This is a genomic window from Pinisolibacter sp. DMC19, from assembly GCF_056313985.1.
This window is the reverse complement of the sequence record NZ_JBQUZF010000005.1, coordinates 341,118-367,571: the sequence shown is the minus strand read 5'-3', so window position 1 is coordinate 367,571 and position 26,454 is coordinate 341,118. Positions and strand designations below refer to the sequence as shown.

Annotated in this window: 26 protein-coding genes, 3 tRNA genes and 1 pseudogene; 18 read left to right on the top strand and 12 right to left on the bottom strand. The window is 67.3% G+C overall.

The window, feature by feature from the left end; all coding sequences use genetic code 11:
* Positions 1-192 precede the first annotated feature (192 nt).
* Entirely contained in the window at positions 193-1,080 is an 888-nt protein-coding gene (locus tag ACT53U_RS14950) for a cation diffusion facilitator family transporter (protein WP_476156341.1), read from the bottom strand.
* Between the two features lie 240 nt (positions 1,081-1,320).
* Entirely contained in the window at positions 1,321-1,497 is a 177-nt protein-coding gene (locus tag ACT53U_RS14945) for a hypothetical protein (RefSeq protein WP_476156339.1), read from the bottom strand.
* 767 nt (positions 1,498-2,264) lie between these two features.
* On the opposite strand from ACT53U_RS14945, the gene ACT53U_RS14940 reads away from it, so the two are divergent.
* The 5 genes and pseudogenes from ACT53U_RS14940 to ACT53U_RS14920 all read left to right on the top strand — a co-directional run.
* Positions 2,265-3,533, top strand: a complete 1,269-nt coding sequence (locus ACT53U_RS14940) for an NRAMP family divalent metal transporter (protein WP_476156337.1) — start codon at positions 2,265-2,267, stop codon at positions 3,531-3,533.
* Between the two features lie 19 nt (positions 3,534-3,552).
* Positions 3,553-3,750 (top strand): hypothetical protein, encoded by a 198-nt coding sequence (locus ACT53U_RS14935; protein ID WP_476156335.1) that lies wholly within the window; start codon positions 3,553-3,555, stop codon positions 3,748-3,750.
* Between the two features lie 19 nt (positions 3,751-3,769).
* Positions 3,770-5,020 carry a magnesium transporter MgtE N-terminal domain-containing protein gene (locus ACT53U_RS14930; protein ID WP_476156333.1) on the top strand — a complete coding sequence of 417 codons (1,251 nt, stop codon included), beginning with the start codon at positions 3,770-3,772 and terminating at the stop codon, positions 5,018-5,020.
* A gap of 242 nt (positions 5,021-5,262) precedes the next feature.
* The gene (locus ACT53U_RS14925; RefSeq protein WP_476156331.1) at positions 5,263-5,949 is read left to right on the top strand and encodes a ZIP family metal transporter; all 687 of its coding nucleotides are present in this window, start codon (positions 5,263-5,265) and stop codon (positions 5,947-5,949) included.
* Between the two features lie 26 nt (positions 5,950-5,975).
* Positions 5,976-6,287, top strand: a pseudogene (locus ACT53U_RS14920) (EamA family transporter); the annotation flags it as partial.
* Positions 6,288-6,419: 132 nt separating this feature from the next.
* Here the strand turns inward: ACT53U_RS14920 and ACT53U_RS14915 are convergent.
* The 3 genes from ACT53U_RS14915 to ACT53U_RS14905 all read right to left on the bottom strand — a co-directional run bounded on the left by ACT53U_RS14915 (position 6,420) and on the right by ACT53U_RS14905 (position 8,205).
* The gene (locus tag ACT53U_RS14915; RefSeq protein ID WP_476156329.1) at positions 6,420-6,626 is read right to left on the bottom strand and encodes a helix-turn-helix transcriptional regulator; all 207 of its coding nucleotides are present in this window, start codon (positions 6,624-6,626) and stop codon (positions 6,420-6,422) included.
* 124 nt (positions 6,627-6,750) lie between these two features.
* Complete coding sequence (locus ACT53U_RS14910; RefSeq protein WP_476156327.1) at positions 6,751-7,968, bottom strand: tyrosine-type recombinase/integrase; 1,218 nt, start codon at positions 7,966-7,968, stop codon at positions 6,751-6,753.
* Between the two features lie 161 nt (positions 7,969-8,129).
* Positions 8,130-8,205 (bottom strand) — tRNA-Thr (locus ACT53U_RS14905).
* A 212-nt stretch (positions 8,206-8,417) separates the two neighbouring features.
* Between ACT53U_RS14905 and leuC the strand changes: the two genes are divergently transcribed.
* The 6 genes from leuC (at position 8,418) to ACT53U_RS14875 (ending at position 16,800) form a co-directional block, all read left to right on the top strand.
* Positions 8,418-9,821: a 3-isopropylmalate dehydratase large subunit gene (gene leuC / locus ACT53U_RS14900; protein ID WP_476156325.1), complete on the top strand. Its 1,404-nt coding sequence runs from the start codon at positions 8,418-8,420 to the stop codon at positions 9,819-9,821.
* 573 nt (positions 9,822-10,394) lie between these two features.
* Complete coding sequence (locus ACT53U_RS14895) at positions 10,395-13,448, top strand: helicase-related protein (protein WP_476156370.1); 3,054 nt, start codon at positions 10,395-10,397, stop codon at positions 13,446-13,448.
* A gap of 48 nt (positions 13,449-13,496) precedes the next feature.
* Positions 13,497-13,886 carry an RNA-binding S4 domain-containing protein gene (locus ACT53U_RS14890; RefSeq protein WP_476156323.1) on the top strand — a complete coding sequence of 130 codons (390 nt, stop codon included), beginning with the start codon at positions 13,497-13,499 and terminating at the stop codon, positions 13,884-13,886.
* A gap of 156 nt (positions 13,887-14,042) precedes the next feature.
* Positions 14,043-14,381 carry a ferredoxin FdxA gene (gene fdxA / locus ACT53U_RS14885; RefSeq protein WP_476156321.1) on the top strand — a complete coding sequence of 113 codons (339 nt, stop codon included), beginning with the start codon at positions 14,043-14,045 and terminating at the stop codon, positions 14,379-14,381.
* A 660-nt stretch (positions 14,382-15,041) separates the two neighbouring features.
* Complete coding sequence (locus ACT53U_RS14880) at positions 15,042-15,662, top strand: CarD family transcriptional regulator (RefSeq protein WP_476156319.1); 621 nt, start codon at positions 15,042-15,044, stop codon at positions 15,660-15,662.
* A 271-nt stretch (positions 15,663-15,933) separates the two neighbouring features.
* A complete protein-coding gene (locus tag ACT53U_RS14875; protein ID WP_476156318.1) occupies positions 15,934-16,800 on the top strand; it encodes an RNA polymerase factor sigma-32 in 867 nt (288 codons plus the stop codon).
* Positions 16,801-16,894: 94 nt separating this feature from the next.
* Here the strand turns inward: ACT53U_RS14875 and ACT53U_RS14870 are convergent, their stop codons facing one another.
* Together ACT53U_RS14870 and ACT53U_RS14865 are read right to left on the bottom strand one after the other, a co-directional pair.
* Positions 16,895-18,394: a M48 family metalloprotease gene (locus tag ACT53U_RS14870; protein WP_476156316.1), complete on the bottom strand. Its 1,500-nt coding sequence runs from the start codon at positions 18,392-18,394 to the stop codon at positions 16,895-16,897.
* A gap of 5 nt (positions 18,395-18,399) precedes the next feature.
* Entirely contained in the window at positions 18,400-19,257 is an 858-nt protein-coding gene (locus ACT53U_RS14865) for a thermonuclease family protein (protein WP_476156314.1), read from the bottom strand.
* A 109-nt stretch (positions 19,258-19,366) separates the two neighbouring features.
* Here ACT53U_RS14865 and ACT53U_RS14860 point away from each other — a divergent pair.
* The 3 genes from ACT53U_RS14860 (at position 19,367) to ACT53U_RS14850 (ending at position 21,087) form a co-directional block, all read left to right on the top strand.
* Positions 19,367-19,443 (top strand) — tRNA-Arg (locus tag ACT53U_RS14860).
* Between the two features lie 227 nt (positions 19,444-19,670).
* Entirely contained in the window at positions 19,671-20,594 is a 924-nt protein-coding gene (locus ACT53U_RS14855; RefSeq protein ID WP_476156312.1) for an NAD(P)H-dependent flavin oxidoreductase, read from the top strand.
* A 79-nt stretch (positions 20,595-20,673) separates the two neighbouring features.
* Positions 20,674-21,087: a VOC family protein gene (locus tag ACT53U_RS14850; protein WP_476156310.1), complete on the top strand. Its 414-nt coding sequence runs from the start codon at positions 20,674-20,676 to the stop codon at positions 21,085-21,087.
* 91 nt (positions 21,088-21,178) lie between these two features.
* On the opposite strand, the gene ACT53U_RS14845 is transcribed toward ACT53U_RS14850, so the two are convergent.
* Positions 21,179-21,253, bottom strand: a tRNA-Gly gene (locus tag ACT53U_RS14845).
* Positions 21,254-21,577: 324 nt separating this feature from the next.
* Here ACT53U_RS14845 and ACT53U_RS14840 point away from each other — a divergent pair.
* From ACT53U_RS14840 to ACT53U_RS14825, 4 genes are all read left to right on the top strand, one after another.
* A complete protein-coding gene (locus ACT53U_RS14840; RefSeq protein ID WP_476156308.1) occupies positions 21,578-22,096 on the top strand; it encodes a prolyl-tRNA synthetase associated domain-containing protein in 519 nt (172 codons plus the stop codon).
* Positions 22,097-22,224: 128 nt separating this feature from the next.
* The gene (gene trxA, locus ACT53U_RS14835; RefSeq protein ID WP_476156306.1) at positions 22,225-23,166 is read left to right on the top strand and encodes a thioredoxin; all 942 of its coding nucleotides are present in this window, start codon (positions 22,225-22,227) and stop codon (positions 23,164-23,166) included.
* 10 nt (positions 23,167-23,176) lie between these two features.
* Positions 23,177-23,857 (top strand): LON peptidase substrate-binding domain-containing protein, encoded by a 681-nt coding sequence (locus ACT53U_RS14830; protein WP_476156304.1) that lies wholly within the window; start codon positions 23,177-23,179, stop codon positions 23,855-23,857.
* A gap of 13 nt (positions 23,858-23,870) precedes the next feature.
* Complete coding sequence (locus ACT53U_RS14825) at positions 23,871-24,077, top strand: Trm112 family protein (protein ID WP_476133781.1); 207 nt, start codon at positions 23,871-23,873, stop codon at positions 24,075-24,077.
* Positions 24,078-24,184: 107 nt separating this feature from the next.
* On the opposite strand, the gene ACT53U_RS14820 is transcribed toward ACT53U_RS14825, so the two are convergent.
* The 4 genes from ACT53U_RS14820 to ACT53U_RS14805 all read right to left on the bottom strand — a co-directional run bounded on the left by ACT53U_RS14820 (position 24,185) and on the right by ACT53U_RS14805 (position 26,308).
* Positions 24,185-24,391, bottom strand: a complete 207-nt coding sequence (locus ACT53U_RS14820) for a DUF1737 domain-containing protein (RefSeq protein WP_476156302.1) — start codon at positions 24,389-24,391, stop codon at positions 24,185-24,187.
* Positions 24,392-24,399: 8 nt separating this feature from the next.
* Positions 24,400-25,281: an HpcH/HpaI aldolase/citrate lyase family protein gene (locus tag ACT53U_RS14815; RefSeq protein ID WP_476156300.1), complete on the bottom strand. Its 882-nt coding sequence runs from the start codon at positions 25,279-25,281 to the stop codon at positions 24,400-24,402.
* A 108-nt stretch (positions 25,282-25,389) separates the two neighbouring features.
* Positions 25,390-25,776 carry a DUF423 domain-containing protein gene (locus ACT53U_RS14810; protein WP_476156299.1) on the bottom strand — a complete coding sequence of 129 codons (387 nt, stop codon included), beginning with the start codon at positions 25,774-25,776 and terminating at the stop codon, positions 25,390-25,392.
* Positions 25,777-25,798: 22 nt separating this feature from the next.
* On the bottom strand, positions 25,799-26,308 hold the full coding sequence (locus ACT53U_RS14805; protein ID WP_476156297.1) for a MaoC/PaaZ C-terminal domain-containing protein: 510 nt from the start codon (positions 26,306-26,308) through the stop codon (positions 25,799-25,801).
* Between the last annotated feature and the right edge of the window lie 146 nt (positions 26,309-26,454).

Sequence of the window (26,454 nt, the reverse complement as noted above, 5' to 3'; positions counted from 1 at the left end):
GGGCATGTCCGCCCGACGATCAGCGCAGCGGCGGCAACAGCAGGGCCGTGATCGCCGCCGCGCCGAATATGACGGCGGCGATCACGATCGTCGATCGGTTCCGGGGCTTTTTCGGCATCGGCGGCGGCTCGCGTCTCGTGGTCGATGGTCTGCCGTCGGCGCGGTCTTCGCGCCGCGTCGTGCGCGAACCGCTCACAGGACGAGCACGCCCTTGCGCAGCGCGTTCTCGGCCGGCTCGACATGGATGGTGACGATCGCATGCTCGATCTCGGCCGCGAGCGCGCCCTCGATGCGATCACAGATCGCGTGGGCCTCGTCGACCGTCAGCGTTCCCGGAACGACGAGGTGAAAGTCGACGAAGGTGGCCTTTCCGGCGTGACGGGTCCGAAGGTCGTGTGCCTCGATCGCACCGCCGGCGTTTTCCGCGATGAGCGCGTGGATGCGTGCGAGCATCTCCGCCGGAACGGCCTCGTCCATCAGACCGCTGAGCGAATCCCGCATCACCTTCCAGCCCGACCACAGGATGTTCAGCGCGACGAGCGCCGCCAGGGCGGGGTCGAGGACCGTCCAGCCGGTCACCACGACCAGAAGGACGCCGATCGCCACGCCGGCCGACGAGATCACGTCGGACAGCAGGTGATGACCGTCGGCGACGAGTGCCGGCGAGCGCAGCTTGCGGCCCTGGGAAACCAGGACCCAGCACCAGCCGGCGTTGATCGCGCTGGCCAAGCCGTTGACGAGCAGGCCCTCGAGCGGCGCGTCGAGCGGGTGGGGGGCGAGGAAACCGGCATAAGCCTCGCGCATGATGAGGATCGCCGCGACGATGATCATCACGCCTTCGAGCGTCGCGCTGAAGAGTTCCGCCTTGTGGTGGCCGTAGGGGTGCTTGTCGTCGGCCGGCTGCGCCGCGACGCGAATGGCGATCAGCGCGGCGATGGCGGTCGCCACGTTGACCGTGCTCTCGAGCCCGTCGGACAGCAGAGCGACCGATCCCGTCAACCACCACGCGATCAGCTTGAGCACCAGGACGACGAGGCCGACGAAGATGCTGCCGACGGCAATGCGTGTGGTCCTGTTCATGTGGCCCTCGATCGCGATCTTCTGGTTTGCGTCAGCCGCAGGTGACCGGTCGATCCCGACACCGCCTCGCCCCCTTACGCGAGAATCCTGACAGTGACCTGAAGCCGATCGGAAGCGCTCGCCGAATGTTCCACACCTAGACGGATCGGTCGTCGAAACGCAGATGCGCGTCGAGAACGAGAGAGGGCCTCGCCGGCTCTGGCCGGAGAAGCCCTCTCTGGAGTTTTCAGGCGGATATGCTCACGCCGTCTTGTCGACGATCGTCCCCATTCCGGCGGGCGCGGGGGCCTTGGACGGGACGGCAGCCTTCATGTCGTCGGCATCGTTGTCGGGAGCCCGGTCACGACCCGGACCTTCGGCGGCTTCGGTGGTGCGCGACGGCATGGCCGGCGCGGCGGACGAGATCGACATCGACATGGGCGTTCCTCCAAGGGCGTATCCGCAATTTGCCGTATATTCATTGAGATCGAGTTAAAATGACACACCGCGACCGACATGCCCGGGACGTCGTGCGCATCGGGAATGGTTTCGATTTGGCTCTGCTTTCCGTCCTGCGGAAGGCCGACCGTCGTTTGTGAAAACATTCGAAATCAGGGCGGCGCACCAATTCGGAAATGCTCCTCGTTCGCAATATCGATCGAGGATTTCAATTGGTGAGAAAGTGTTTCGGTCCGGGTTGACTTCGTCGCGATACGGGCGCATTGGCCTCGCCGTCGAACGGTGTCTCGATGCCGTCATCCGACAACGACAGAAAGTGACATGGGCAGTATTCTCACCGGCGTGCGACCTTTCGCGACGCCGACGACAGACATGACGACCATGGGTCGCCCAGGGCATTCGAGAGACGCGGCTCTCCGGTGAGCCGTTGCCGCGTCTCGAGTGCCATGGCCGTCCATGGACATCGAGAGTGACGGCGATGGCGACTGCAACCCGCATCGGCACGAACGAGAGATCCACGACGCGTTCGGTTCGGACGTCGGCACCGGCTCGTCCGGTGGCGGGCGTTCACGTCCATCAGGCGCGACGTCATCGCATCTGTTTCATTCGCCCACGCCCGCGCCCGTGCGGCGCATCCGAGGATCCTTTCAGTATCGCCGCCTGACGGCGCTCGGACACGAGCGCCGCGAAAGGGAGCTGGTTCGTCGAGCCAGCTGTTCGATCTCATCGGAACAAGCGGTGTCACGATGGATTTCTTCGCTCGGATCTATTACCGGCTGCGCCGCATCTGGAAGGCCGTGGCCCTGTATTTCATGATCTCCGGCCCCGGGCTGGTCGTCATGATCGCGGACAACGACGCCGGCGGCATCACCACCTATGCGGCCACGGGTGCGAAATACGGCTACAATCTGATCTGGTTCCTGCTGATCCTGGTTCCGGTCGCCTACTACGTCCAGGAAATGACGGTCCGGCTGGGCGCCGTCACCAAACGCGGGCATGCCGAAGCGATCTTCGACGGCTTCGGCTCGTTCTGGGGCTGGTTCTCGCTGCTCGACCTAATCCTGGTCGACTGGTTGACGCTGGTGACCGAGTTCATCGGCATGACGGCGGCGCTCAGGATCTTTGGCGTCCCCGATTGGCTGACCGTCGTCGCCGTCTGCATCCTGATGTTCACGATGGTCCTGAACGGTCGGTACTGGACGTGGGAGAAGATCGCGCTCGCTTTCTGCGCGCTCAACCTGATCTACATTCCCGCCGCCATCATGGTCCACCCGCCGGTTTCCGAAGTGATCGGTGCGGGGCTGGTTCCGAATTTTCCGGGTGGCTTCAACGGTGATCTGTTCTTCTTCCTGATGGCCAACATCGGCACGACGATCGCCCCGTGGATGCTGTTCTTCCAGCAGTCGTCGGTGGTCGACAAGGGGATGAAGGAGAAGGACATCCCCTGGGGGCGGGCCGACACCTGGGTCGGTGCGATCCTGACCGTCGTCGTGGCACTGTTCATCGTCGTCCTGACCGGCACGGTCCTCAAGGGCGTCGAAATCAGCGACGCGGCGGAAGCTGCGCAGAAGTTGATGGAGACCGACAGATACGTCGGGGCTTTCATGGCGATCGGCCTTTTCGACGCCGGCCTTCTCGGGGCGATCTGCATCTCGCTCGCCAGCTCGTGGGCGTTCGGCGAGATCTTCGGTTGGGCGCATTCGCTCAACACCAAGATCAAGGAAGCTCCCTGGTTCTACGTCAACTACTTCCTGACCCTTGCGACGGCAGGCGCCGTCGTCCTGATCCCTGGCGCTCCGCTCGTTCTGATCACGCTCTTCGTGCAGGTCGTCGCCGTGACGCTCCTGCCGGCTGCGCTGGTGTTCCTGATCCTTCTGCTCAACGACCGTCACACGATGGGCGAGTACTGCAACACTCCGCTTCAGAACTGGATCGGCGGCGTGATCGTCACGGTCATCATCGTGCTATCGACCTGCTACGGCGTCAGCGCCCTGTTCCCGAACGTCTTCAACTGAGCGACGGGAGGAGACCCCAATGTCCTATCCCCATCTCCTTCGGGCCCTCTTTTCGGATGCCTTCGCGCGCATTCGCTACATCAACGCGAAATATGCCAAGCCGCGCATCGCGATGTCGCCGGCGGTGGGCTTCGCGCTGTTGAGCCTGCGGATCTATCTGCTGCTGCTCGTCGGCCTGCTCGCCTACAAGTTCTACGCCGTCCTGGCCGCGTCCTAAGACAGAGAGGAGCCGAGACATGAACATCCAGCTCGAGCAAACCTTCCTTCTCAGTGCGCTGATCGGCAAGCCGGCATTCATCGCAGGCAAGAAAGTCGGAAAGATCTCCGATCTGATCGCCGTCGAAACCGGAAAACTGCCGGAAGTCTGCGGCTTCGTCGTCTCGCGCCCGTTCGGGCACAAGGCTCTGTTGGTGCCGTGGGACAAGGTGTCGGATTTCGACGGCCGGCGTCTGACGATCGAGGTGTCCTCGCCCGCGGAAGTCGAGGGTGAGCCCGAACCGACCCAGATCTGCCTCAAGGATCATCTCCTCGACAAGAAAGTCCTCGACTGCGACGACGACGAGGTCGAAGTCGTCTACGACATCAAGCTGGCCCTTCGTGCCGGCAGGCTCTACGCGACCGAAGTCGACTGCAGCCGTTCCGCGTTCCTGCGGCGCATCGGTCTCGGGCGCATCGCCGATCTCATCGGCGGTCTGGCCGACCGCATTCGCACCGACAACACGATCCCTTGGACCTATGTTCAGCGGCTTCCCGATACGCTGACCAGCTTCAAGGGCGATCTGAAGCTGACGGTCCTGAAGGAGAAACTGCCGGAGATCCATCCGGTCGATCTCGCCGACATCCTCGAGGAGCTCGAGCCGGCGGAGCGTCTGGCGATCTTCAACGAACTGCCGATGGAGCAGGCCTCCGACACGCTGGAGGAGGTAGAACCGCGCGTGCAGCGCGAATTGATCTCCGCCCTCGACAAGAAGCGGGCAGCGGCACTCGTCAACGACATGACGCCGGCCCAGGCCGCCGACATCCTCGCCGTCCTGCCCAGTTCGGAGGTCGACGAGATCCTCGCCGACATCGACGCCGAGGACGCCGAGAAGATCCGTCACATCATCGAACACCACGACGAGGAGATCATCCACTTCTCCTCGTCGCACGCGATCGAGCTTCCGCCCACGGCGACCGTCGGCCGGGTGATCGGCGACTTCCGCAATCTTGCCCGGGATGCCGACGTCGTCATGTACATCTACGTGCTCGACGAGAGCCGGAAGCTCCTGGGTGTCGTCGACATCAAGGAGGTTCTGCAGGCCGATCTCGACCAGAAGCTCGAGGAGATCATGTCTTCGAACGTGGTGTGGCTGAATGCGAGGGATCCGGTGAAAGAGGCCTCGCGGCTCTTCAAGCGATATAGTTTCCGCGCGATCCCGATCGTCGATGACGACGAGCGCCTCGTGGGGGTGATCCCCTATCGAGACATCGTGAACCTCAGCCATTGATCCGGATAGATGCGAGATGTCGGCCGATCACAAACGATACGCCGCGAGCATGGGCCTGCTTCGAGGTGTGGCATGGTTCGGAGCTCTCGCTGCCATCGCCGCATTGGCCGCTCACCTGACGAGGTGACGAAGGCCCGTCCGCCTCTGGTCTGCGAGCCCGAGACGGACGGCGCCGTCCCGAATTGAAACTTCACGAAATTTCCAACACTCGACACGATGCCGCGAGACGCGAGGCGCCGAACATGACGATGGCACTCTCCTATACGGTCGTACCCATCCTCGCGGCCGTCCTCGGCGGTGTCCTCACGCTTCTCTACCGCCCGACCCATACGGTGGTGAGTGCCATCCAACACTTTGCCGCAGGTATCGTGTTCTCCGCCGCCGCGGTCGAGATCCTGCCTCATCTGAAGCACGAGGGTGCTCTCTGGCCGATCGTGATCGGTGGCGGACTGGGTGTGGCCGCCATGCTGGGGCTGAAGTCGATCGGCGAGCGGACCGAAGGCAAGGTCGGTCTCATATCGCTGATCGCCGCCGATCTGCTCATCGACGGCGTCGTTCTCGGGATGGCCTTCCAAGCCGGTGCCAAGGCCGGTCTTCTCCTGACCATCGCCCTGACGATCGAGGTCCTGTTCCTGGCGCTGTCGGTGGCGGCCGAATTGGGAGACGCGCCCGAGCGACGGATCCGGAATGTCGCGACGACGTCGATGTTGGCCCTGATGATGCCGGTCGGCGTCGTCCTCGCATCTCCGCTCGCCTCGGCGCCCGAGGCGATGGTCACCGGTGCCTTTGCCTTCGGCCTCGTCGCGCTGCTCTATCTCGTCACCGAGGAACTTCTGGTCGAAGCCCACGAAGCCGGCGACACGCCCTGGGCGACCGCCCTCTTCTTCGTCGGCTTCCTGGCCCTGTTGATCCTCGAAGACACGATGTGAACTGGACGCCGAGCCGACCACCCTGCGCCTATTTCTCGCTCGCTCCCTTCATCGGCGCGCTTCTGGCGGTCGGCGTTGTCGGCGAGGAGGTGACGGTTCGGCTTGGCCTAGCCGCGGCCCTCATGGCGATCGGTCTATGGCTGCACCTGATCGAACGCCACGAACACGACCATTCCCACGACGAGATCGAGCACGAGCATCCACATTCTCACGACGACCACCACGACCACGTCCAAAATGGACCGGTGAGCGAGCCGCACACACATCTCCACAGACATGCGCCGCTGGTCCACGCCCACGTCCACTACCCCGATCTCCACCACCGACACGGCCATTGAGGTCGACGCGGACTACGGCTGCGTTTGGTGCGATGCAGCCTGTAAGGCCAGTGGCCGCAATCGGCGCGATGCGGTCGGTCATTGGCCCAACGTTAAAGGGGCCTGGCTTGGACCCCAGGCCCCTTGCCCTTCCTAGGAAGGAGACGTGCGAGCGCGGTTGGCGATCTTGTCGTCGATCCAGGCTTCCACTTCTTCCGCGACCCACGCGACGCGACAGGCGCCGAGCATGATCCGCTTGGGGAAGGTGCCGGCGGCTTCGAGCCGTGCGATGTGCACGAACGAGTAGGGGACGCCGTAGACCGACTTCAGTTCCTTCTTGGATACCAGCTTCCGTGACATGACAGTTCCCTCGTGAAAGGGACGCTGCAACGTCCGGTTAGCCCAGAGCAGGAAGAGTGTAGTCCCGAGGCGGTCCACACGACAAGCGTGTGCAGTCGGACACCCGCCCGTCAACGCGCAGCCGCTACCGACCCCGACCACCACGTCGCTCGACCGGCTTCTCTCGCTTCAACTCGTCGAGCAGGTCGGCCCAGTCCTGCATCAGCGCCACGCGCTGCGGCCAGTATTTCGAGCGGTTGTAGGCGCGGCGCACCGTGTTTCGATCCTGGTGCGCCAAGACGGCTTCGATGACGTCGGAGTCGTAGCCGCGGCTGTTCAATATCGTGCTCGCCGTGGCGCGGAAGCCGTGGGCCGTCACCTCATCCTTGGTGTAGCCGAGGCGGCGCAGCGCGGCGTTCATGGAGTTTTCCGAGAGCGGGCGACGATTCGATCGGATCGAGGGGAACACCAGCGACGCATGTTCGGAGTATGGCCACACCTCGTCCAGCACCGCGAGCGCCTGCTTCGACAACGGCACCTCATGCGGATGACGCATCTTCATGCGCTCCGCGGGGATACGCCAGACCGCCTTGTCGAGGTCGAACTCTTCACGCACAGCGCCGCGCACCTCTCCCGGCCGAACGCAGGTGAGCGCGAGAAATTGCAGCGCCGCCTTCAGCGAGGGATAGCCGTCGTATTCGTCGATCGACAGCATCAGGCGACCGAACGCCTGCTCGTCGGTGATCGCCGCTCGGTTCTGCGTCTTCGGCGGCAAGAGTGCGCCGCGCAGGAAGACAGTCGGATCGGTCTCCGCCCGCAACGTGACGACGGCGTGCCGGAACACGGCACCGATGACGCCACGCAGGCGCTTCGCCGTTTCGCGCCGGCCGGTCTTCTCCACCTTCTGCAAGAGCAGCAGAATTTCCGCTGCGTTGATCTCGCGGATCGGGCGATCGGCAAGCGGTGCAGCGACCGTATGCAGCAACCACCGGACCTTCGACAGTGTCGTATCGGCCATTTCCCTGTCGACGAGGCGGTCTATATATTCGTTGGCGAGTAGTTTGAAGGTGTTGGCAGCGGATTTCAGGTGCGCCTGCTTTTTCATCTGCCGCTGCTGCGACGGGCTGATGCCGTCCTTCAGAAGTGTTCGTGCCTCGTCGCGCTTTTGTCGCGCCTCGCGCAAAGTGACTATCGGGTATTGTCCGAACGATAGAATGTTATCTTTACAGTCATACCTGTATTTCATTTGCCAAAGCTTCGAGCCGTTAGGTCGAACTTGAATATACAGACCATCACCGTCGGCGAGGCGATACGCTTTTTCTCTCGGCTCGGCGCTTTTGATTGTGAAATCCGACAGCGACATGGGTAACGCCCTCGCTCCACGGGTAACAGACAACCTCTGGTACCAATTTTCGCGGATTCTAGCGCGTTTCGCAGTGTCGAGCTATGTGCAGCACACATGAGCCAAGTCGCTGGTTTCCCGAGCGAAAATGGCGCGCAATGTGTAGCTATGCAACCTGTGGGTGGTGCCGCGGAAGGGATTCGAACCCCCGACCCCATCATTACGAATGACGTGCTCTACCAGCTGAGCTACCGCGGCGACCTCTGTCGGTCGCGTGATCGTGAAGGCGACGCGGAAGCCGCGTCGACGGCGATCACGCCGGACGGGCGGGTCGATAGCAACATTCGCCGCCCATTGCAAGCACTCGGGCGCGCGCGAGCCGTGCCGCCGCGCGTTTCGGCCCTTTCCCTTCGGCCCGACCTGTTCTAAATGAGCCCCCACGTTTTCCCGTCTCGAGAAGGATACGGCCGATGGCTCCGCGCACGCTCTACGACAAGATCTGGGACGATCACGTCGTCGCCACCCAGCCGGACGGTACCTCGCTCATCTACATCGATCGTCACCTCGTCCACGAAGTGACGAGCCCGCAGGCCTTCGAGGGGCTGCGCGTCGCCGGCCGCAAGGTCCGCGCGCCGGAGAAGACGCTGCTGGTCGTCGACCACAACGTGCCGACCACCGACCGTTCCAAGGGCATCGACGATCCGGAATCGGCGCTGCAGGTGGCGACCATCGCCCGCAACGCCGCCGACTTCGGCCTCGAGTACTACGACGCCTTCGACATCCGTCAGGGCGTGTGCCACGTCGTCGGCCCGGAGCAGGGCTTCACCCTGCCCGGCACCACGATCGTCTGCGGCGACAGCCACACCTCGACCCACGGTGCCTTCGGCGCGCTCGCCCACGGCATCGGCACGTCGGAGGTCGAGCACGTGCTCGCCACCCAGACGCTGGTCCAGGCCAAGGCCAAGAACATGCGCGTGCTGGTCTCCGGCAAGGCGCCGGAGGGCATCACCGCCAAGGACATCGTGCTCGCCATCATCGGCAGGCTCGGCACCGCCGGCGGCACCGGCTACGTCATCGAATATGCCGGCGACGCGATCATGGACCTCTCGATCGAGGGCCGCATGACCGTCTGCAACATGTCGATCGAAGCGGGCGCCCGCGCCGGCCTGATCGCGCCGGACGCCGCGACCATCGCCTATTTCGAGGGCAAGCCGAAGTCGCCCAAGGGCGAGAAGTGGGACGCGGCCGTCGCCTACTGGAAGACGCTGTTCTCGGACGAGGGCGCGAAGTTCGACGCCGAGATCCACATCGACGCGTCGACGCTCAAGCCCAACGTCACCTGGGGCACCTCGCCGGAAGACGTCATCGCCATCGACCAGCCGATCCCGGATCCGGCGGCGATCGCCGACGAGACCAAGCGCGTCTCCAAGCAGCGCGCGCTCGAGTACATGGATCTGAAGCCGGGCATGAAGATGACCGACGTCAAGATCGACACGGTCTTCATCGGCTCCTGCACCAACGGCCGCATCGAGGACTTCCGTGCCGCCGCCGCGGTCGCCAAGGGCCGCAAGGTGGCCGAGGGCGTCCGCGCTCTGGCGGTGCCGGGCTCGGGCCTCGTCAAGGAGCAGGCCGAGGCCGAGGGTCTCGACAAGATCTTCATCGAGGCCGGCTTCGAATGGCGCGAGCCGGGCTGCTCGATGTGTCTGGCGATGAACGCCGACCGGCTGTCGCCCGGCGAGCGTTCGGCCTCGACCTCGAACCGCAACTTCGAGGGCCGTCAGGGCTTCAAGGGCCGTACCCATCTGGTGAGCCCCGCCATGGCGGCGGCTGCCGCGATCAAGGGCCGCTTCGTCGACATCCGCGATCTCGACTGATCTGCGGGCGACCACATCGGACATGCGAGAGGCCGGGGGAGACCCCGGCCTTTTTCGTTGTTCGGGCCAGGATCGGCGCCGGCGCGGCGACCTCGCGGACTCGTGATGGTTGTGGCTCGCAGGTCCTGCCGAGCGCCGTCCCGGGACGGGACGAAGCGGTTGCCGTTCGTTCATCATTCTCGCCCAAGTCTCTGACGACGATTCGGAAATTGGTGCGGCGGCGGGGCGGCGGCACCAGATCTCGTGGGGAACGGAACTGGAATCGGGCCGAGTCAGCGATTCGGGCCGGGTTCGTTCCAGACTCGTTCCGGTTGCCGCCGAGGGGTGAACGGAGGTGTCGGGCGACGCGTCGTCGTCGGCGGGAAACGATTAAGGGGGCGCAATCGCCGCAGCCCCGTGCTAAGGGTCGCTCTCCGATCCGCCCGTCGCGACCCGTTCCGGTTCGACCACGTGAACACGACCACCTCGGCGCCTCGTCCCTCCGACCTCGCCTCGCTGCCTCAATTGCCGCGCTCGGCTCGTGCGCGCACGGTCACGGCCGTGCTCGGCCCGACCAACACCGGCAAGACGCACATGGCGATCGAGCGGATGCTGGCCAACCGCACCGGCCTGATCGGCCTGCCGCTGCGGCTGCTCGCCCGCGAGGTCTACGGCAAGCTGGTCGAACGCGCCGGTAAGCATGCCGTGGCGCTGGTGACGGGCGAGGAGAAGATCGTCCCGAAACACGCCCGTTACTGGGTCTCGACCGTTGAGGCGATGCCGCGCTCGGCCGACGTCGACTTCGTGGCGATCGACGAGGTGCAGCTCGCCGGCGATCTCGAGCGCGGCCACGTCTTCACCGACCGCATCCTCAATCTGCGCGGCAAGAACGAGACGCTGCTGCTGGGGGCCGCCACGGCGCGCGATCTGCTCGAGAAGCTGGTGCCGGGCCTGATCGTGGTGTCGCGGCCGCGCATGTCGCTGCTGACCTATGCCGGCTCGAAGAAGCTCCTGCGTCTGCCCGCCCGCACCGCGGTCGTCGCCTTCTCGGCCGAGGAGGTCTACGGCATCGCCGAGCTGATCCGTCGCCAGAGGGGCGGTGCGGCGGTGGTGATGGGCGCGCTTTCCCCCCGCACCCGCAACGCCCAGGTCGAGCTCTTCCAGTCGGGCGACGTCGACATTCTGGTCGCCACCGACGCGATCGGCATGGGGCTCAATCTCGACGTCGATCACGTCGCCTTCGCCGGCTCCCGCAAGTTCGACGGCTGGCAGTATCGCAGCCTGACGGCGGCGGAGTTCGGCCAGATCGCCGGCCGCGCCGGGCGACATCTGCGCGACGGCACCTTCGGGGTGACGGGGCGGGTCGATCCGTTGCCGGACGAGCTGGTCGAACAGCTCGAGGCCCATCGCTTCAACGCGCTGCAGCGTTTCCAGTGGCGCAATCCGGCGCTCGACTTCGCGTCGATCGCGGCATTGCGGCGCAGTCTCGATCAGGCGCCGCGTGAGGAAGGCCTGACGCGGGCGCCGGAGGCGGACGACCAGCGGGCGCTGGATCTGGCGGTGCGCGATGCCGACGTCATGCGTCTGGCGCAGGGCCGCGAACGCGTGGCGCTGTTGTGGGACGTGGCGCAGGTGCCCGATTATCGCAAGATCGCGCCCGCCAATCATGCCGATCTGGTCGCGACCCTCTTTCGATTCCTCGTCGAAAAGGGCACCATCCCCTCCGACTGGTTCGCCCGGCAGCTCGCCGAGGCGGATCGGATCGACGGGGACATCGATACTCTGTCGGCCCGAATCGCGCATGTGCGCACATGGACCTTCGTCGCCAATCGTCCCGACTGGTTGACGGACCCCGTCCATTGGCGCGACAAGACGCGCGCGATCGAGGATCGACTTTCCGATGCCCTGCACGAGAGCCTGACCCGGCGTTTCGTGGATCGGCGCACTTCCGTCCTGATGAGACGCCTGAGAGAGAATGCCATGATCGAAGCCGAGATCTCCAACGGTGGCGACGTGATCGTCGAGGGCCATCGCGTCGGACACCTCCAGGGGTTCCGCTTCGTCGCAGACGCCAGCGCCGAGGGCGAGGACGCCCGCGCACTGCGCAACGCCGCCGCCAAGGCGCTCGCCGGTGAGATCGAGGCGCGGGCCGAGAAGCTCGGTCGCGGCGGCGACGGCGAGTTCGCACTCGCCGCCGACGGTTCGATCCGCTGGCTGGGCGACGCGGTCGCCAAGCTCGCACCGGGCGCCGACGCCTTGAAGCCCGCCGTCATCCTGCTCGCCGACGAGCAACTGACCGGCCCGGCCCGCGACAAGGTGCAGGCACGGCTCGAACTGTGGATCGGCGCCCAGATCACCAATCTCCTGAAGCCGCTGATCGACCTGCGCGACGCGGCGGACGTCGACGGCATCGGCAAGGGCGTCGCCTTCCGCGTCGTCGAGGCGCTCGGCGTGATCGAGCGGTCGCAGATCGCCGAGGACGTCAAGGCGCTCGACCAGACGATGCGCGCCAGCTTGCGCAAGTACGGCATCCGCTTCGGCGCCTATCACATCTTCGTGCCGGCGCTCCTGAAGCCGGCGCCGTCGGCGCTGGTGGCGCGGTTGTGGGCGCTCGCCAATCCGGACGTCGACACCCATTCGGCGGTCGACCTCAACCATCTCTCGGCCTCGGGTCGCACCTCGATCCCGGTCGACAAGACGATCCCCAAGCAGCTCTATCGCATCGCCGGTTTCCGGGTCTGCGGCGAGCGCGCGGTGCGCATCGACATTCTCGAGCGCCTCGCCGACATCATCCGTCCGCTGATCGCCTGGAAGCCGCTCGACCCGACCGTGACGCCGCCCGACGGCGCGCTCGCCGGCGGCGGTGCCTTCACCGTGACGGTGGCGATGACGTCGCTGCTCGGCTGCTCGGGCGAGGACTTCGCCTCGGTGCTGAAGTCGCTCGGCTATCGCGTCGAGAAGCGCAAGGTCACCAAGACCGTCGCCGCGCCCGTCGCGGCTGCGGCCGCCGAAGCGGCGGCTCCGGTCGAAGTCGCAGCGGACGCGCCGGTCGAGGAAGCCTCGGTCGAGGCGCCGGCGGAGAGCGTCGAGGCCGTTGCCGAGACCGACGTCGTCGAGACCCCGGTGATCGAGGCCGTCGCCGAAGAAGCTCCGGCCGAAGCGCCGGTCGTCGAGGAGGCGCCGGCCGAGGCTGCCGAGGTGGTCGAGGCGGCTCCGGTCGTCGAAGCGGTGGTCGAGACCGTCGAGGTCGAGGTGGACGTCTGGCGTCCGGGTCGGTTCGAGCGCGGCGAGCATCATCATCGCGGCCATGGTCACCAGGGCCAGCGCGGCGGTCCGCGCCGCGACGGTGATCGTCGCGAAGGCGGCGAGGGCGGTGGCCCGCGTCGTCCCCGCGAAGGCGGCTTCCAAAATCGCGAAGGCGGCTTCCAGAACCGCGAGGGCGGCGATCGGCCGCGCGGTCCGCGTCCCGAGGGCGGTCGCGGCCGTCCCGAGCAGGGCCGTGGCGATCGTCCGCAGCGCCGCGACGACCATCGTCCGCAGCGCGAGGCGCGGCCGGAGAAGCCGCTCGATCCCAATTCGCCCTTCGCCAAGCTCCTCGCCCTCAAGGCCGAGCTCGAGCAGAAGGGCCCGGGCGACAAGAAGAAGTGACGCCACGCCCGCGACGAGCGGGCGGGCGCGACCCTTCAGGGACCGTACATGGAACACGATCGGCAGCGCATCGACCGTTGGATCTGGCATGCCCGCGTGGTGAAGACGCGCGAGTTCGCCAAGGCGCTGGTCGAGGGCGGACACGTCCGCGTCGATCGCGCACGCGAGACCAAGGCGGGGGCGGTGGTCAAGGCCGGCCAGGTGCTGACGGTGACGCTGCCCGGCCGCGTCCGCGTGCTGAGGATCCTCGGTTTCGTCGACCACCGCGGCTCGGCCGAGGTGGCGAGCCGCCTCTACGAAGATCTGAGCCCGCCGCCTCCGCCGCGCGAACCGCAGGTGGAGAGCGTCGCCCTGGGCACGCGCGAGGCGGGCGCCGGTCGGCCGACCAAGCGCGAGCGCCGGGCGATCGATCGGCTGATCGACGGTGACGAGGGCTGACGGCGCGCGCGAAGTTCGCCCTTCCCGACGATCGCATGCTTGCACGAAGGCGCGACCTCGGCTAACCCCGATCGCGAGAGCAACTTCGAAGCGTTCCAGCCCGAGGAGCGCTCCGCCGGCCCGCGCCGGAGCCTTCGAGCCCGAGAGGATTGCGACATGACCTACGTGGTCACCGACAACTGCATCAAGTGCAAGTACACCGACTGCGTCGAGGTCTGCCCGGTCGACTGCTTCTATGAAGGCGAGAACATGCTCGTCATTCACCCCGACGAGTGCATCGACTGCGGCGTCTGCGAACCCGAGTGCCCGGCCGAGGCGATCAAGCCGGATACCGAGAGCGGCCTCGACAAGTGGCTCGCCCTCAACTCGGAATTTGCCCAGAAGTGGCCGAACCTGACCTCCAAGCGCGACCACGCGCCGGACGCCAAGGATTTCGACGGCCAGACCGGCAAGCTCGAGAAGTTCTTCTCGCCGGAGCCCGGCGAGGGCGACTGAACGAAGAATCTGCCCGGCGAGGGCGACTGACTCGAGACATCGCCCGGCGAGGGCGACCTCGCCGAGATCCGAGACGAGCGGCGGCACGGGACGCGGGCGGGTGCGCCCGACGGGGTGCGTCGAAACGTCTCGGTTCGACGAATCGTTCGACGGCGGTCCCGCGAGGGGCCGCCGTTCGCACATGCGAAAGCGACGTCGTCGCGGGACGCGGACGGCGGAAAACCTTCAATTCGTCGAGAGATCGAGGATTTGCTCGAAGGAACGATTCGCCCGGCACGCGAGTCGGGCGATCGTACCGCTTTCATGATCGGGGATTTTGTGGTATGCAATATCCCTCAGTCGTTTTCCCACCGGCTTCTCCCCAGCGGAGCTCCCCGAATGATCGTCAGGATCATCGATTGGTCTCGGACCGTGACGGCCTCCCGCCGCCCCTCGACCGAGACGAAGGATTTCTTCGCTCCGCACCCGACGATCGGGCGGGAGAGCATACGACGAACCGGCTGACAATCGAGTGATCGCGTCCATCGGGCCCCGGTGTTCTCGGGGCGGTGGACGTGTCCGCGACGATCCGATCGCGACGCGCCTCGCGTCCGCATCGGATGGTGCGACGTCGTTTCTTCGAGCCCCGAGCGGGGCCGATAGACCAGGAGTATCGGGCGTATGGCCACCACCCCCATCAAGAAGACGTCCCAGACCCGCAACGGATTCAAGGCCGGCGAGCACATCGTCTACCCGGCCCATGGTGTCGGCCAGATCACCTCGATCGAGGAACAGGAGATCGCCGGTTACAAGCTGGAGCTCTTCGTCATCTCCTTCGAGAAGGACAAGATGACGCTCCGCGTCCCGGTGTCCAAGATCGCCGCCGTCGGCATGCGCAAGCTGTCCGAGACCGCGGTGGTCAAGAAGGCGCTCGAGACGGTGAAGGGTCGTGCCCGGGTGAAGCGCACCATGTGGTCGCGCCGCGCGCAGGAATACGAGGCCAAGATCAACTCCGGCGATCTCGTCGCCATCGCCGAGGTGGTCCGCGACCTCTATCGCGCCGACACCCAGCCCGAGCAGTCCTATTCCGAGCGCCAGCTCTACGAGGCGGCCCTCGACCGCATGGCGCGTGAAGTCGCCGCCGTCGACCGCATCTCGGAGACCGAGGCGGTCCGTCAGATCGAAGCCAATCTGCAGAAGAACCCGCGTCGCGTCGTCAAGGCCGACGAGGCCGGTGCCGAGGCGGAAGCCGACACCGAAGCCGACTTCGCCATGGAAGACGAGCAGGAAGAGGCGGCCTGATCGGTCGCTTCACCGCCGGGAATTCAGCGAGGGGCCGAGCGATCGGCCCCTTTTTTCGTCTCCAGGGTCGGAAAGGGACCGGAAGGAGGCCGATCGAGCGGCGTCACGGGTGTTCACGTCATTGCGAGGCATTCGCGAATCGCATGGACGGCATGCATTGCCACCGGCAATATACCTATCCCGCCGCATCGATATCGATGTTATCTATTGTTCATCCAATGACGATCGGTTCGGTCGATAGCGATGAGCCGAGGCGAGAGGAGCGATGGGCATGGCGTATGCGACGAGCGAGCGACGCCGCCTGGTCAGGGCGGCCATGGACGCACCCTTCCTCGAACGCGAGGAAGAGCGTCAGCTGGCGATCCGCTGGCGCGAGCACGGCGACGAGGTGGCGCTCCATCGCCTGACCGCGTCGCACATGCGTCTGGTGATCGCCATGGCGGCGAAGTTCCGCCGCTACGGCCTCAATCACTCCGATCTGGTGCAGGAAGGCAATGTCGGCCTGCTCGAGGCGGCTTCCCGTTTCGAGCCGGAACGCGACGTGCGTTTCTCGACCTATGCGGCGTGGTGGATCCGCGCGGCGATCCAGGACCACGTGCTGCGCAACTGGTCGATCGTGCGCGGCGGCACCTCGTCGAACCAGAAGGCGCTGTTCTTCAACCTGCGCCGCATCCGCGCCCGGCTCATGGCCGAGAAGGGTGACATCGGCGAGGCGGCGCTGCATCGCGAGATCGCCGAGGAACTCGGCGTGTCGCTGGCCGACGTCGAGGCGATGGCGGCGCGGCTCTCCGGCCCCGACACTTCGCTCAATGCGCCCGCCTTCGATCGCGAGGAGGACGGCGCCGAGCGGCAGGATTCGCTCGCCTCCGGAGCGCCGGCGGTCGACGAGACGGTCGAGGAGACGATCGACGGCGACCGCCGCACGGTCTGGCTCACCGACGCGCTCGGCGTGCTCGACGAGCGCGAACTGACGATCGTGCGCGAACGCCGCCTGCGCGAGGAAGGCGAGACGCTCGAGACCATCGGGCGGCGGCTCGGCATCTCGAAGGAACGTGTGCGCCAGATCGAGGCGCGTGCGCTGGAGAAGCTGAAGGCGGCCCTGCTCGCCCGCGATCCCGACCGCGCCGCCTTCGTGTGAGGCGCTTCGCGCGAACGATCGACGAAAGACCTCGGGCCGGGGGCGGGAACGCCTCCGGCCTTCGCACGTCGGCGGCGGGAACCGACGGGCGGCGTCAGGATTCGCTGACGACCTTGACCAGACGGCCGACCTCCGGCGCATCGTTCGAGCCGAGGCCGTTGAGGATGCGGAAGAGCTCGATCTTGCGATCGACGCCGCTCATCTGCTCGGCGAGATGCTCGACCGTGTCGCCCGCCTTGACCCGGATCACCCGCAGGTGGAGCGGGCGCAGTCGTGCCGATTCCTCGGGCGTCAGCTTGCGGAAGTTCGCCATGCTCTCGGCGAGCGCCGTCTCCAGGTTCGCCTGACCCTCCTGGGCGGCGAAGATGAAGCGGAACACCGTCTGGCCCTTGCGCAGCAGGCCGATCTGGAAGATCCAGCCGTCGGCACGGGCGGTGGCGACCGCGGTCGGGAACTCGCCGACGTTCGACACCTTGATCGACGCCGTCTCGAGCCCGTTGACCCAGCCGGTGCCGAGATAGTCGACCAGCGAGGTCTCGGGCGCCAGCGCGACGCCGTCGAAGCGCATGGCGGTGCCGGTCTGGTCGGTGCCGAGCACCGCCTTGGTGGTGTTCTCCAGCACGTAGCCCTGCGGCACGGTGAACTGGATGCCCAGGCCCTTGTGCAGGAAGGCACGACCACGGACGAAGCCTTCGGTCGGGTCGTCGCCGAAGACCATACCGTCGAGGCCGAGCAGATACTGGTCCTTCTCCTGCTCGCCGATGCCCGGCGCGCCGATCTCGCGGGCGGCGCGGACGGCGAAGGCGATGCGCTCGGGCGTCGAGGGGTGGCTCGACAGGAAGTCGGGATTGCGCGAGGCCGCCGCCGCGCCGCGCATGGTGCGGTAGTCGGCGAAGCGCGCCATCGACGACAGGAAGCGCGACGAGGCGAAGGGGTCGAAACCGGCCTTGGCGAGGGTGCGGATACCGATGGCGTCGGCCTCGAGCTCCTGCACCTGGCTGAACCGGGCGAGCGACAGCTGGGTCGAGGCGAGCGCGAGGCGCTGGGCGTCCTGATCCTGCATGACGTTGGCGACGACGCGGTTGACCTCGCTCGCCGCCTCGGCGCGACGGGCGCGGGCGGCGGCGTGGCGGGTGGTGACGTGGGCCATCTCGTGGGCGATCACCGCGGCGACTTCCGAGGTGTCGTCGGCGAGCGCCAGGAGGCCGCGCGTCACGTAGAGATTGCCGCTCGGCAGGGCGAAGGCGTTGATCGCCTGCGAGTTCAGGATGGTGATGCGGTAGGACTGGGCCGGATCGTCCGACGCCGCGACGAGGCGGCCGACGGCACGCGCCACCGCCTGGGCGGCGGCCGGGTCGTCGTAGAGCCCGCCGTAGGAGGCGACGATGCGATCGTGTTCGGGATCGGACTTCTGGGCGGTGAGGCTCTTGTCGATCAGCGGGCGGCCGGGTTGCGAGATCATCTCGTCGCGCATGCCGACCGAACCGCAGCCGGCGAGCGCCGCCACCAGCACGAGCGCGACGGCGTTCCGTGCCGCGGATGCGGCGCGGACGGCGCGATGCCTCGTCTGAGCTACGGCGACGGACTTCCTCAACACCCTCACCTCCCGAGGCGTTCGATCGCCATCGGATCGTCGATCGTCATCCGCGGAGCCTCGGCACGGCGGCCGAGAAGGCCCCTGACGCGGACCCGACGCCCCTTCAGGTCGTCGAGAACGAGCCCTGCGCGCTCGAACCGGCTCCGGTCGTTATCGTTCATGACCACGGCGAAGTCACGCGCGATGTCTTCGCCGAAGTTCAGCCATGTCCGTCCGCGCGACCGGCCGACCGACCGCACGGTGCCTTCCACCACGACGCCGTCCCCGACCCGTTCGATCAGAGCGTGGTCGGCGGGACGCACCGCGAAGAGCGATTCGCCCCACAGACCGCGCCCGACCGCGCGGGCCGCGTCCTCTCGGACGAGGAGCGCAGCGGCGCAGGTGCCGTCGTCGGCGATCGGCATCACGCGCAACCGGCCGTCCGAAACGAGGTCGCCATCGATCCATTGCCCGGCAGAGATGTCGACAAGATGGCCGAGCCGTCGCCCCCAACGATCTTCGCCGATCTCGAGGACCTCGAGATCGCGTCCTTCGACCCGTGCGGCGAGCGCCGCGGTCGCCTCGGCGGCGAGGCGGAGGGCGGTCGTGCGCGTGGCGGGCCGGGTGTCGGAGAGCGGCGGGCGCGGCGCCTCGGCGCCGGCGAAGCGCAGGACGCGCCCATCGGCGAGGCGGATCTCGTCACCGGCGAGGACGGTTGCGGCCCGGACCCGTTCGCGCGGGCCGTCGAGGCAGAGCGCCTCGTCGGCAACGCCCGTCTCCGGAGCGACGAGGAGGGCGCAGAGTACCGTCGCGACGAGCCGCACCGTCCACCCGGCGAGGGGGCGGCGGCGTCGGTACGGGTTCGTCGGGAAGGGCGACATCGGCGGCATCGTTCCTGCTGCACCATCGAACGAAACATGCTATTCGACCCGCGTCGAGACGCGAGGGTCGATGCGGCGACGTTCGGCCCCGCGCACCGCGGCACGAGACCTCCCGGTAGCTCAGCAGGATAGAGCAACGGTTTCCTAAACCGTAGGTCAGGGGTTCGAATCCCTTCCGGGAGGCCATCGTCCGGTCACGGCCGGATCGACGCGGCGTCCTTCGTCACCTGTGGCTTCGGCATGCGCTCGGAGGCGGAGAGCTTCCGCCGGTGGCGCGGTGTCGTGCGAATCGCACCGTGGCGGCGATACCAACATGCCGTATTGGTAAATCTGATTGCGTAAAGGGCGAGGCGATGTCAGTCTCCCGAAAAACGCGCCGGCGGGGGTCGGCGCGGCACGGAGGAGATCGACACATGCCCTTGCCCGCCGCCTTTTCGGGCCGTCTGCGTCTGCCGGCGATCGTCTCGCCGATGTTCCTGGTGTCGGGCCCCGATCTGGTGGTCGAGGCCTGTCGCGCCGGGCTCGTCGGCACGTTTCCGGCGCTGAACCAGCGCACCGGCGAGGGCTACGAGGCGTGGCTCGACGCCATCGAGAGCGGGCTCGACGCGACGAGCGCTCCTTTCGGCGTCAATCTCATCGTCCACGGCTCCAACGTGCGGCTGAAGGCCGACCTCGAGACGACGGTCAGGCGCAAGGTTCCGCTGGTCATCACCTCGCTCGGCGCGGTGAAGGACGTGGTCGACGCGGTCCATTCCTACGGCGGTCTCGTCTTCCACGACGTGATCGGCCGGCGCCATGCCGAGAAGGCGGCGGAGGCCGGCGTCGACGGCATCATCGCGGTGGCGGCCGGCGCCGGCGGCCACGGCGGCACGCTCAGCCCCTTCGCGCTGCTGCGCGAGATCCGCTCGGTCTTCGACGGCACGATCGTGCTCGGCGGGGCGATCTCGGACGGCGCGCAGATCGCCGCGGCGCGGCTGATGGGGGCGGATCTCGCCTATCTCGGCACTCGCTTCATCGCGACGAAGGAGAGCATGGCGCCGGAGGGCTTCAAGCAGATGATCGTCGGCGCCAAGGCCTCCGACATCGTCTATACGTCCGCGATCAGCGGCGTGAACGCCAATTTCCTGCGGCCGTCGATCGTCGCCGCCGGGCTCGACCCCGACAATCTGCCGCCCCATTCCCAGATGGACATGAACAACGAGGCCAAGGCCTGGAAGACCGTGTGGTCGGCCGGCCAGGGCGTCGGTTCGATCGCCGACGTGCCGACGACCGCCGAGCTCTGCGCCCGGCTGGTCGGCGAGTTCGAGGCGGCGAAGGCGGCCGCTGCGAGCCTGTGACGGCGAGCCCCTCTCGCGCGGTCGCGTCCGTCGTGCCATGATTTCTGCCCGGCCCGGTCGACCGCACGGAGGTTCGCCGATGAAGTCGCTCTTCCATCTCGCCTATCACGTCACCGATCTCGACGCGGCGCGCGACTTCTACGGCGGCATTCTCGGCTGTCGCGAGGGGCGATCGACCGACACCTGGGTCGACTTCGACTTCTTCGGCCACCAGATCTCGCTGCATCTCGGCCGGCCCTTCGCGGTGACCCACACCGGCCGGGTCGGCGACCACATGGTGGCGATGCCGCATCTGGGGCTGGTGCTCGGTCTCGACGACTGGCTGGTGATCGCCGACCGGCTGCAGGCCGCGGGCGTCGTCTTCGACATCGAGCCCTTCATCCGCTTCCCCGGCGAACCGGGCGAGCAGCGGACGATGTTCTTCCGCGATCCGTCGGGCAATCCGATCGAGATCAAGGGCTTCGCCGACTTCGACGCGGTCTTCGCGACGTGAGTTCGCCGGATCGCGCCTCGGCAGGGCCCTGAAACGACGAAGGCCGCCCGAAGGCGGCCTTGTCGACATTCCCTCTCTCGAAGAGGGAAATTGGAGCGGGCGAAGGGATTTGAACCCTCGACCCCAACCTTGGCAAGGTTGTGCTCTACCCCTGAGCTACACCCGCATCCTTAGGGTATGTCCGACGTCGCCGCCGGACGGGCGCCTCTATGCCAAAGCCCGAGGCACATGGCAACCCCCTTTTTTCGGAAGATCGCCCGGGAAAGCGTTTTCCACAGGGTCGCTGAAATCAAATGCCAGCGAATTCAATGGGATGTCTGATGCGCCGGCAAATTGCGCGACGGGCCGCGCGCGGGGCGATTTCGCGCCGTCGACGGGCGGCGAGGGGTGGGGGGATGCATCACCGTCGCGCGCGCGGCCGCCTTGCCAGCGCGGCGGGGCTTCCCGTAAGGTCCGGCCACCCGCCAACGACGATGTTCGGACCCCTGTCATGCCGCTCTCCCGCGCCGACCTCCTCGACCGCCTCGCCGCGCTCGGGATCGAGACGACGACCCACGATCATCCCGCCGTCTTCACCGTGGCCGAGAGCCACGCGATCAAGGCGGCGCTGCCGGGCGGCCACAGCAAGAACCTCTTCATCAAGGACAAGAAGGGGCGGATCTTCCTCGTCACTGCCGAGGGCGACGCGGCGATCGACCTCAAGGCGATCTCCGAGAAGATCGGCGCCTCGGGCCGCGTCACCTTCTGCAAGCCGGAGCCGATGATGGAGCTGCTCGGCGTCACACCCGGCTCGGTGACCCCCTTCGGCATCGTCAACGACGTCGAGCGGGTCGTCACCGTGGTGGTCGATGCGCCGATGCTCCAGCACGAGATCCTCAACTTCCATCCGTTGGAGAACACCGCCACGACGGCGATCCGACGCGAGGACTTCCTCCACTTCCTCGAGGCCGAGGGCCATCCGGCGCTGGTGGTCACCGTGTCGGACGGCAAGATCGCTGCGGAAGACTGACGCGGGCGCCCTCGCCGTGTGGGCGAGGCGTTGCGGAACGCCGCCGATCGCACCATGTTGAGTGCCGAAGATCCATCCGCCGGTCCCGCGCGTCGCGGTGCGACCGGCCCGTCCCGAGAAAGCCCGCCATGTCCGGTCCCAGCTTCACCTTCTCCCCCGGCCTCACGGCCAAGCCCGCCCAGGCGTCGGCCGTCGGCGGTGACGACACGGTGCGCGAGACCACCACCCGCGACTTCGTCAAGGACGTCATCGACGCCTCGATGGAGGTCCCGGTGCTGGTCGACTTCTGGGCGGAGTGGTGCGGCCCGTGCAAGCAGCTCGCCCCGGCGATCGAGAAGGTGGTCAGGGCGACCAAGGGCAAGGTGAAGCTCGTCAAGATGAACATCGACCACCACCCGGAAGTGGCGGGGCAGATGGGCATCCGCTCGATCCCGGCGGTGGTCGCCTTCAAGGGCGGCCAGCCGGTCGATGCCTTCATGGGCGCAGTGCCGGAGAGCCAGATCAAGGCCTTCGTCGACAAGCTGACCGCCGGCGCGGCGCCCTCGCCGGTCGATCAGCTGATCGCGGAGGCCGTGACCGCCGCCGCCGCCGGCGATCTGCAGACGGCGTCGCAGTATTTCGCCGCCGTCCTGCAGCAGGACCCGGAGAACCTCGACGCGGCCCTCGGGCTGGCGGGCGTCTGCGTCGACGCCGGCGAGATCGACGAGGCGAAGCAGATCCTCGCCACCCTGCCGCCGGCCGCCGCCAAGGACCCGCGCGTCGCGGCGCTCGAGGCGCGCATCGCGGTCGCCGAGCAGACCGCGAGCCTGGGCGACGCCGCCGAGCTCGAGGCGCGGATCACCCGCGATCCCGACGATCATCAGGCTCGCTTCGACCTCGCCCTGCTGCTCGCCGCCAAGGGCCATCCCAACGAGGCGGTCGACCACCTGATCCAGATCTTCCGCAAGGACCGCACCTGGAACGACGACGGCGCGCGCCGGCAGCTCCTCACCTTCTTCGACGCCTGGGGCCCCAAGGATCCGGCGACGCTCTACGGGCGTCGGCGACTGTCCTCGGTTCTCTTCTCCTGAGGACGGGCCGATGACGCGCGCCGGCAACGAGGTCTACGACGGTCCGGGCGATCTGCCCGCGGTGCTGCCGGTGTTTCCGCTCGCCGGCGCCCTGCTGCTGCCGCGGCGGGTGCTGCCGCTGATGATCTTCGAGCCGCGCTATCTCGCCATGATCGAGGCGGCGCTCGCCGGCCACCGGCTGATCGGCATGATCCAGCCGAAGGTCGACGCCGGGCGTGTCACCGTGGCGTCGCGGCCGCCGTTGGAGCAGGTCGGTTGCGTCGGCCGCATCACCCAGTGGGGCGAGACCGGCGACGGGCGGCTGACGATCGGACTGACCGGTGTCGCCCGTTTCGCGATCGTCGAGGAACTGTCGACGACCACGCCCTATCGGCTCTGCCGCTTCGACACCGCGCCCTTCGCCGCCGACTTCGAGCCGGGGCTCGGCGAGGACCGGGTGGATCGCGAGGCGGTGCTGTCGGCACTCGACGCCTGGCTCGAGGCCAATGCGCCGCAGATCGACCGTTCGACCTTCTCGGAAGCCGGCAACGAGGCACTGGTCGACGGGTTGGCGATGATGTCGCCCTGCGGCCCGCGCGAGAAGCAGGCGCTGCTGGAGGCCACCACGGTGGCGGAGCGGGCGAACCTGCTGGTCGCCATCACCGAGCGCTCGCTCGGTGGCGCCGGCACGCCGGTCGGCCCATTGCAATGAGGGAGACCGCGCGATGAGCGACGCGTTCCAGCCCGAGGATCGCCGGCGCGGCCGGATCGATCCCAAACTGCTCGAACTGCTGGTCTGCCCGCTGACCAAGGGGCGGCTGGAATACGACGAGGCGGCGCAGGAGCTGATCTCGCCGGTCGCCAAGCTCGCCTATCCGATCCGCGACGGCGTGCCGATCCTGGTCGCCGAGGCGGCGCGCGAGATCGGCTGAGACGGCTCTCTCGCGGCGGCGGCGGTGCTCCGGCGGATCCGCCCTCCCCGAAACGACGAGGGCGGCCCAGAGGCCGCCCCGTGCATGTCTCGGGTATCTTTTCCCGCTCACCAGTCCGACAGCGTCACGTCGTCGTTCCAGGCGACGCCCGGCACGTCCTTGACGATCGCCTGGCCGCAGATCACCCGCCCCTGCACCGCGTCGAAGGTCAGCGTCGGATTGCCCGCCAGCTGCCAGCCCTTGTTGAGGGCGGCGGAGACGCGCTTGCAGAAGGCGCTGTCGTCGGGACCGGTGAGATAGCGGTAGAGCTTCATGGGAACCCTCAAGCCTTGGCGGCGATGGCGTCGGCGATGGCGACGACGCGTTCGGCCATCTCGGCATGAAGCCGCTCGACCATCCGTCCGTCCAGTGAGATCACGCCCTTGGAGGCGTTTTCCGGCAGCGCGAAGGCGGCGAGAATCTTGCGCGCGGCCTCCACTTCCGCCTCGGACGGTGAGAAGGTGGCGTTGGCGACCTCGAGCTGGTTCGGGTGGATCAGCGTCTTGCCGTCCATGCCGAGATCGCGGCCCTGGGCGCATTCGGCCGCGAAGCCTTCGGCGTCCGCGAGGTTGTTGTAGACGCCGTCGATGACGTCGAGGCCGAAGGCGCGACCGGCGGCGATGGCCGTCGTCAGCCACGGCAGCATGGTGGTGCGGCCGGGCACGAAGCGGGCGCGCGTCTCCTTGGCGAGATCGTTGGTGCCGAGGACGAAGACCGTCAGGCGACGGCCTTCCTTCACGCTCGCGGCCGCGGCGATCTCGCGGGCGTTCAGCACCGCCAGCGGGGTCTCGAACATCGCCCAGATCTTGACGCTCTCGGGCGCGCCGAGCCGGTCGAGCTCGGCGACCGCCTCGAACACGTCCTCGGCCTTCGACACCTTGGGGATCAGGATGGCGTCGGGCGCCACCGCGACGGCCGCAGCGAGATCGTCGCGACCCCAGGGACCGGCGAGCCCGTTGACGCGGACGACCACCTCGCGTGAGCCGAAGCCGCCGCCCTTCACGATCGCCGCCACCTGCTCGCGCGCCGTGAGCTTGGCGTCGGGGGCGACGGAATCCTCGAGGTCGAGGATGACGGCGTCGGTCGCCAGCGTCTTGGCCTTCTCGAGCGCACGCGCGTTCGAACCGGGCATGTAGAGGACGCTGCGACGCGGACGGATGGTCATGGAAGATCTCCCCGGAAATCCGATCTAATGGATTGAAGCGGGCAGGACCCTACGCGAGCCCATGTTGCACTGCAATCGGTCCTTCGGCGGAGGAAATCGCGCGCCCGATCAGGTCGGCGGCTCGCCGTGGCGCAACCGCTCGACCACCACCAGCACCGAGAGGGCGAGCCACGAGAGGATCAGGATCGACCCGCCGATCGGCGCCGCCATCGGGAAGAGATGGGCGCCGGAGAAGGAGAAGAGCGTCACGTCGGCGCCGAAGAGCGCGGCGGCGAGGCCCATCGTCAGGGCGATCTTGCCGACCGCCGTCGGCGCCCCGACGACGCCGCGCCGATAGGCGACGAGGCCGACGATGGCGGCTGCGTGGATCATCATGATCTCCGCCGCCTGGGCGAGCGGCCCGCCCGCCGTGACGTGGGCCGACAGCGCGGCGTCGGCGACGCCGGCCGCGCCGATCACGCCGGCGAGCATCAGATCGAGTTCGGTTCTGCGCATGGTCTCGCCTCCGAGAATGGATTCACCGCGGCACGTAGGTCGCTGCCGCCGCTCCGCCGGTGGCGACGGTCACCACCGGCGCCTCCGGCTTGGCGAGCACCAGCTTTTCGGTCGGCGCGATGACCACGGCCTCGCCCTCGACCACGGCCTTGCCGTCCTGATTGGTGGCGACGCAGTCGAAGACGACGATCTTCTTGTCGTCGCGCTTCTCCTTCGCCGTCACCTTGAAGGTGATGCGGTCGCCGGGGGTGACCGGGCGCTTGAAGGCGAGCGACTGCGACAGATAGATCGTGCCGGGTCCCGGCAGCTGGACGCCGAGCAGGCGCGAGACGATCGCGCCCGACCACATGCCGTGCATGATGACGCCCTTGAACCGCGTGCCGGCCGCATAGGCCTCGTCGAGATGGGCCGGATTGACGTCGCCCGATACCGCGGCGAAGAGCGCGATGTCGTCGCGGGTGACCTCGCGGGTCACCTCCGCCGTCTCGCCGATGGCGATCTCGTCGTAGGTGCGGTTGGTCATCTCGGTCATGCGTCTCGTCTCCCTGGGTCGCGGCCTTTGCCGCTTCGTGCTTCGTGCTTCGTCGCGATCCTATCGCCCGACGGACGCGTCGTGACCCCGACCTTCGGCGAGGAAGGGAAACACCGGACGCATGGCTCGGGTGGTCGCCCGGCCGT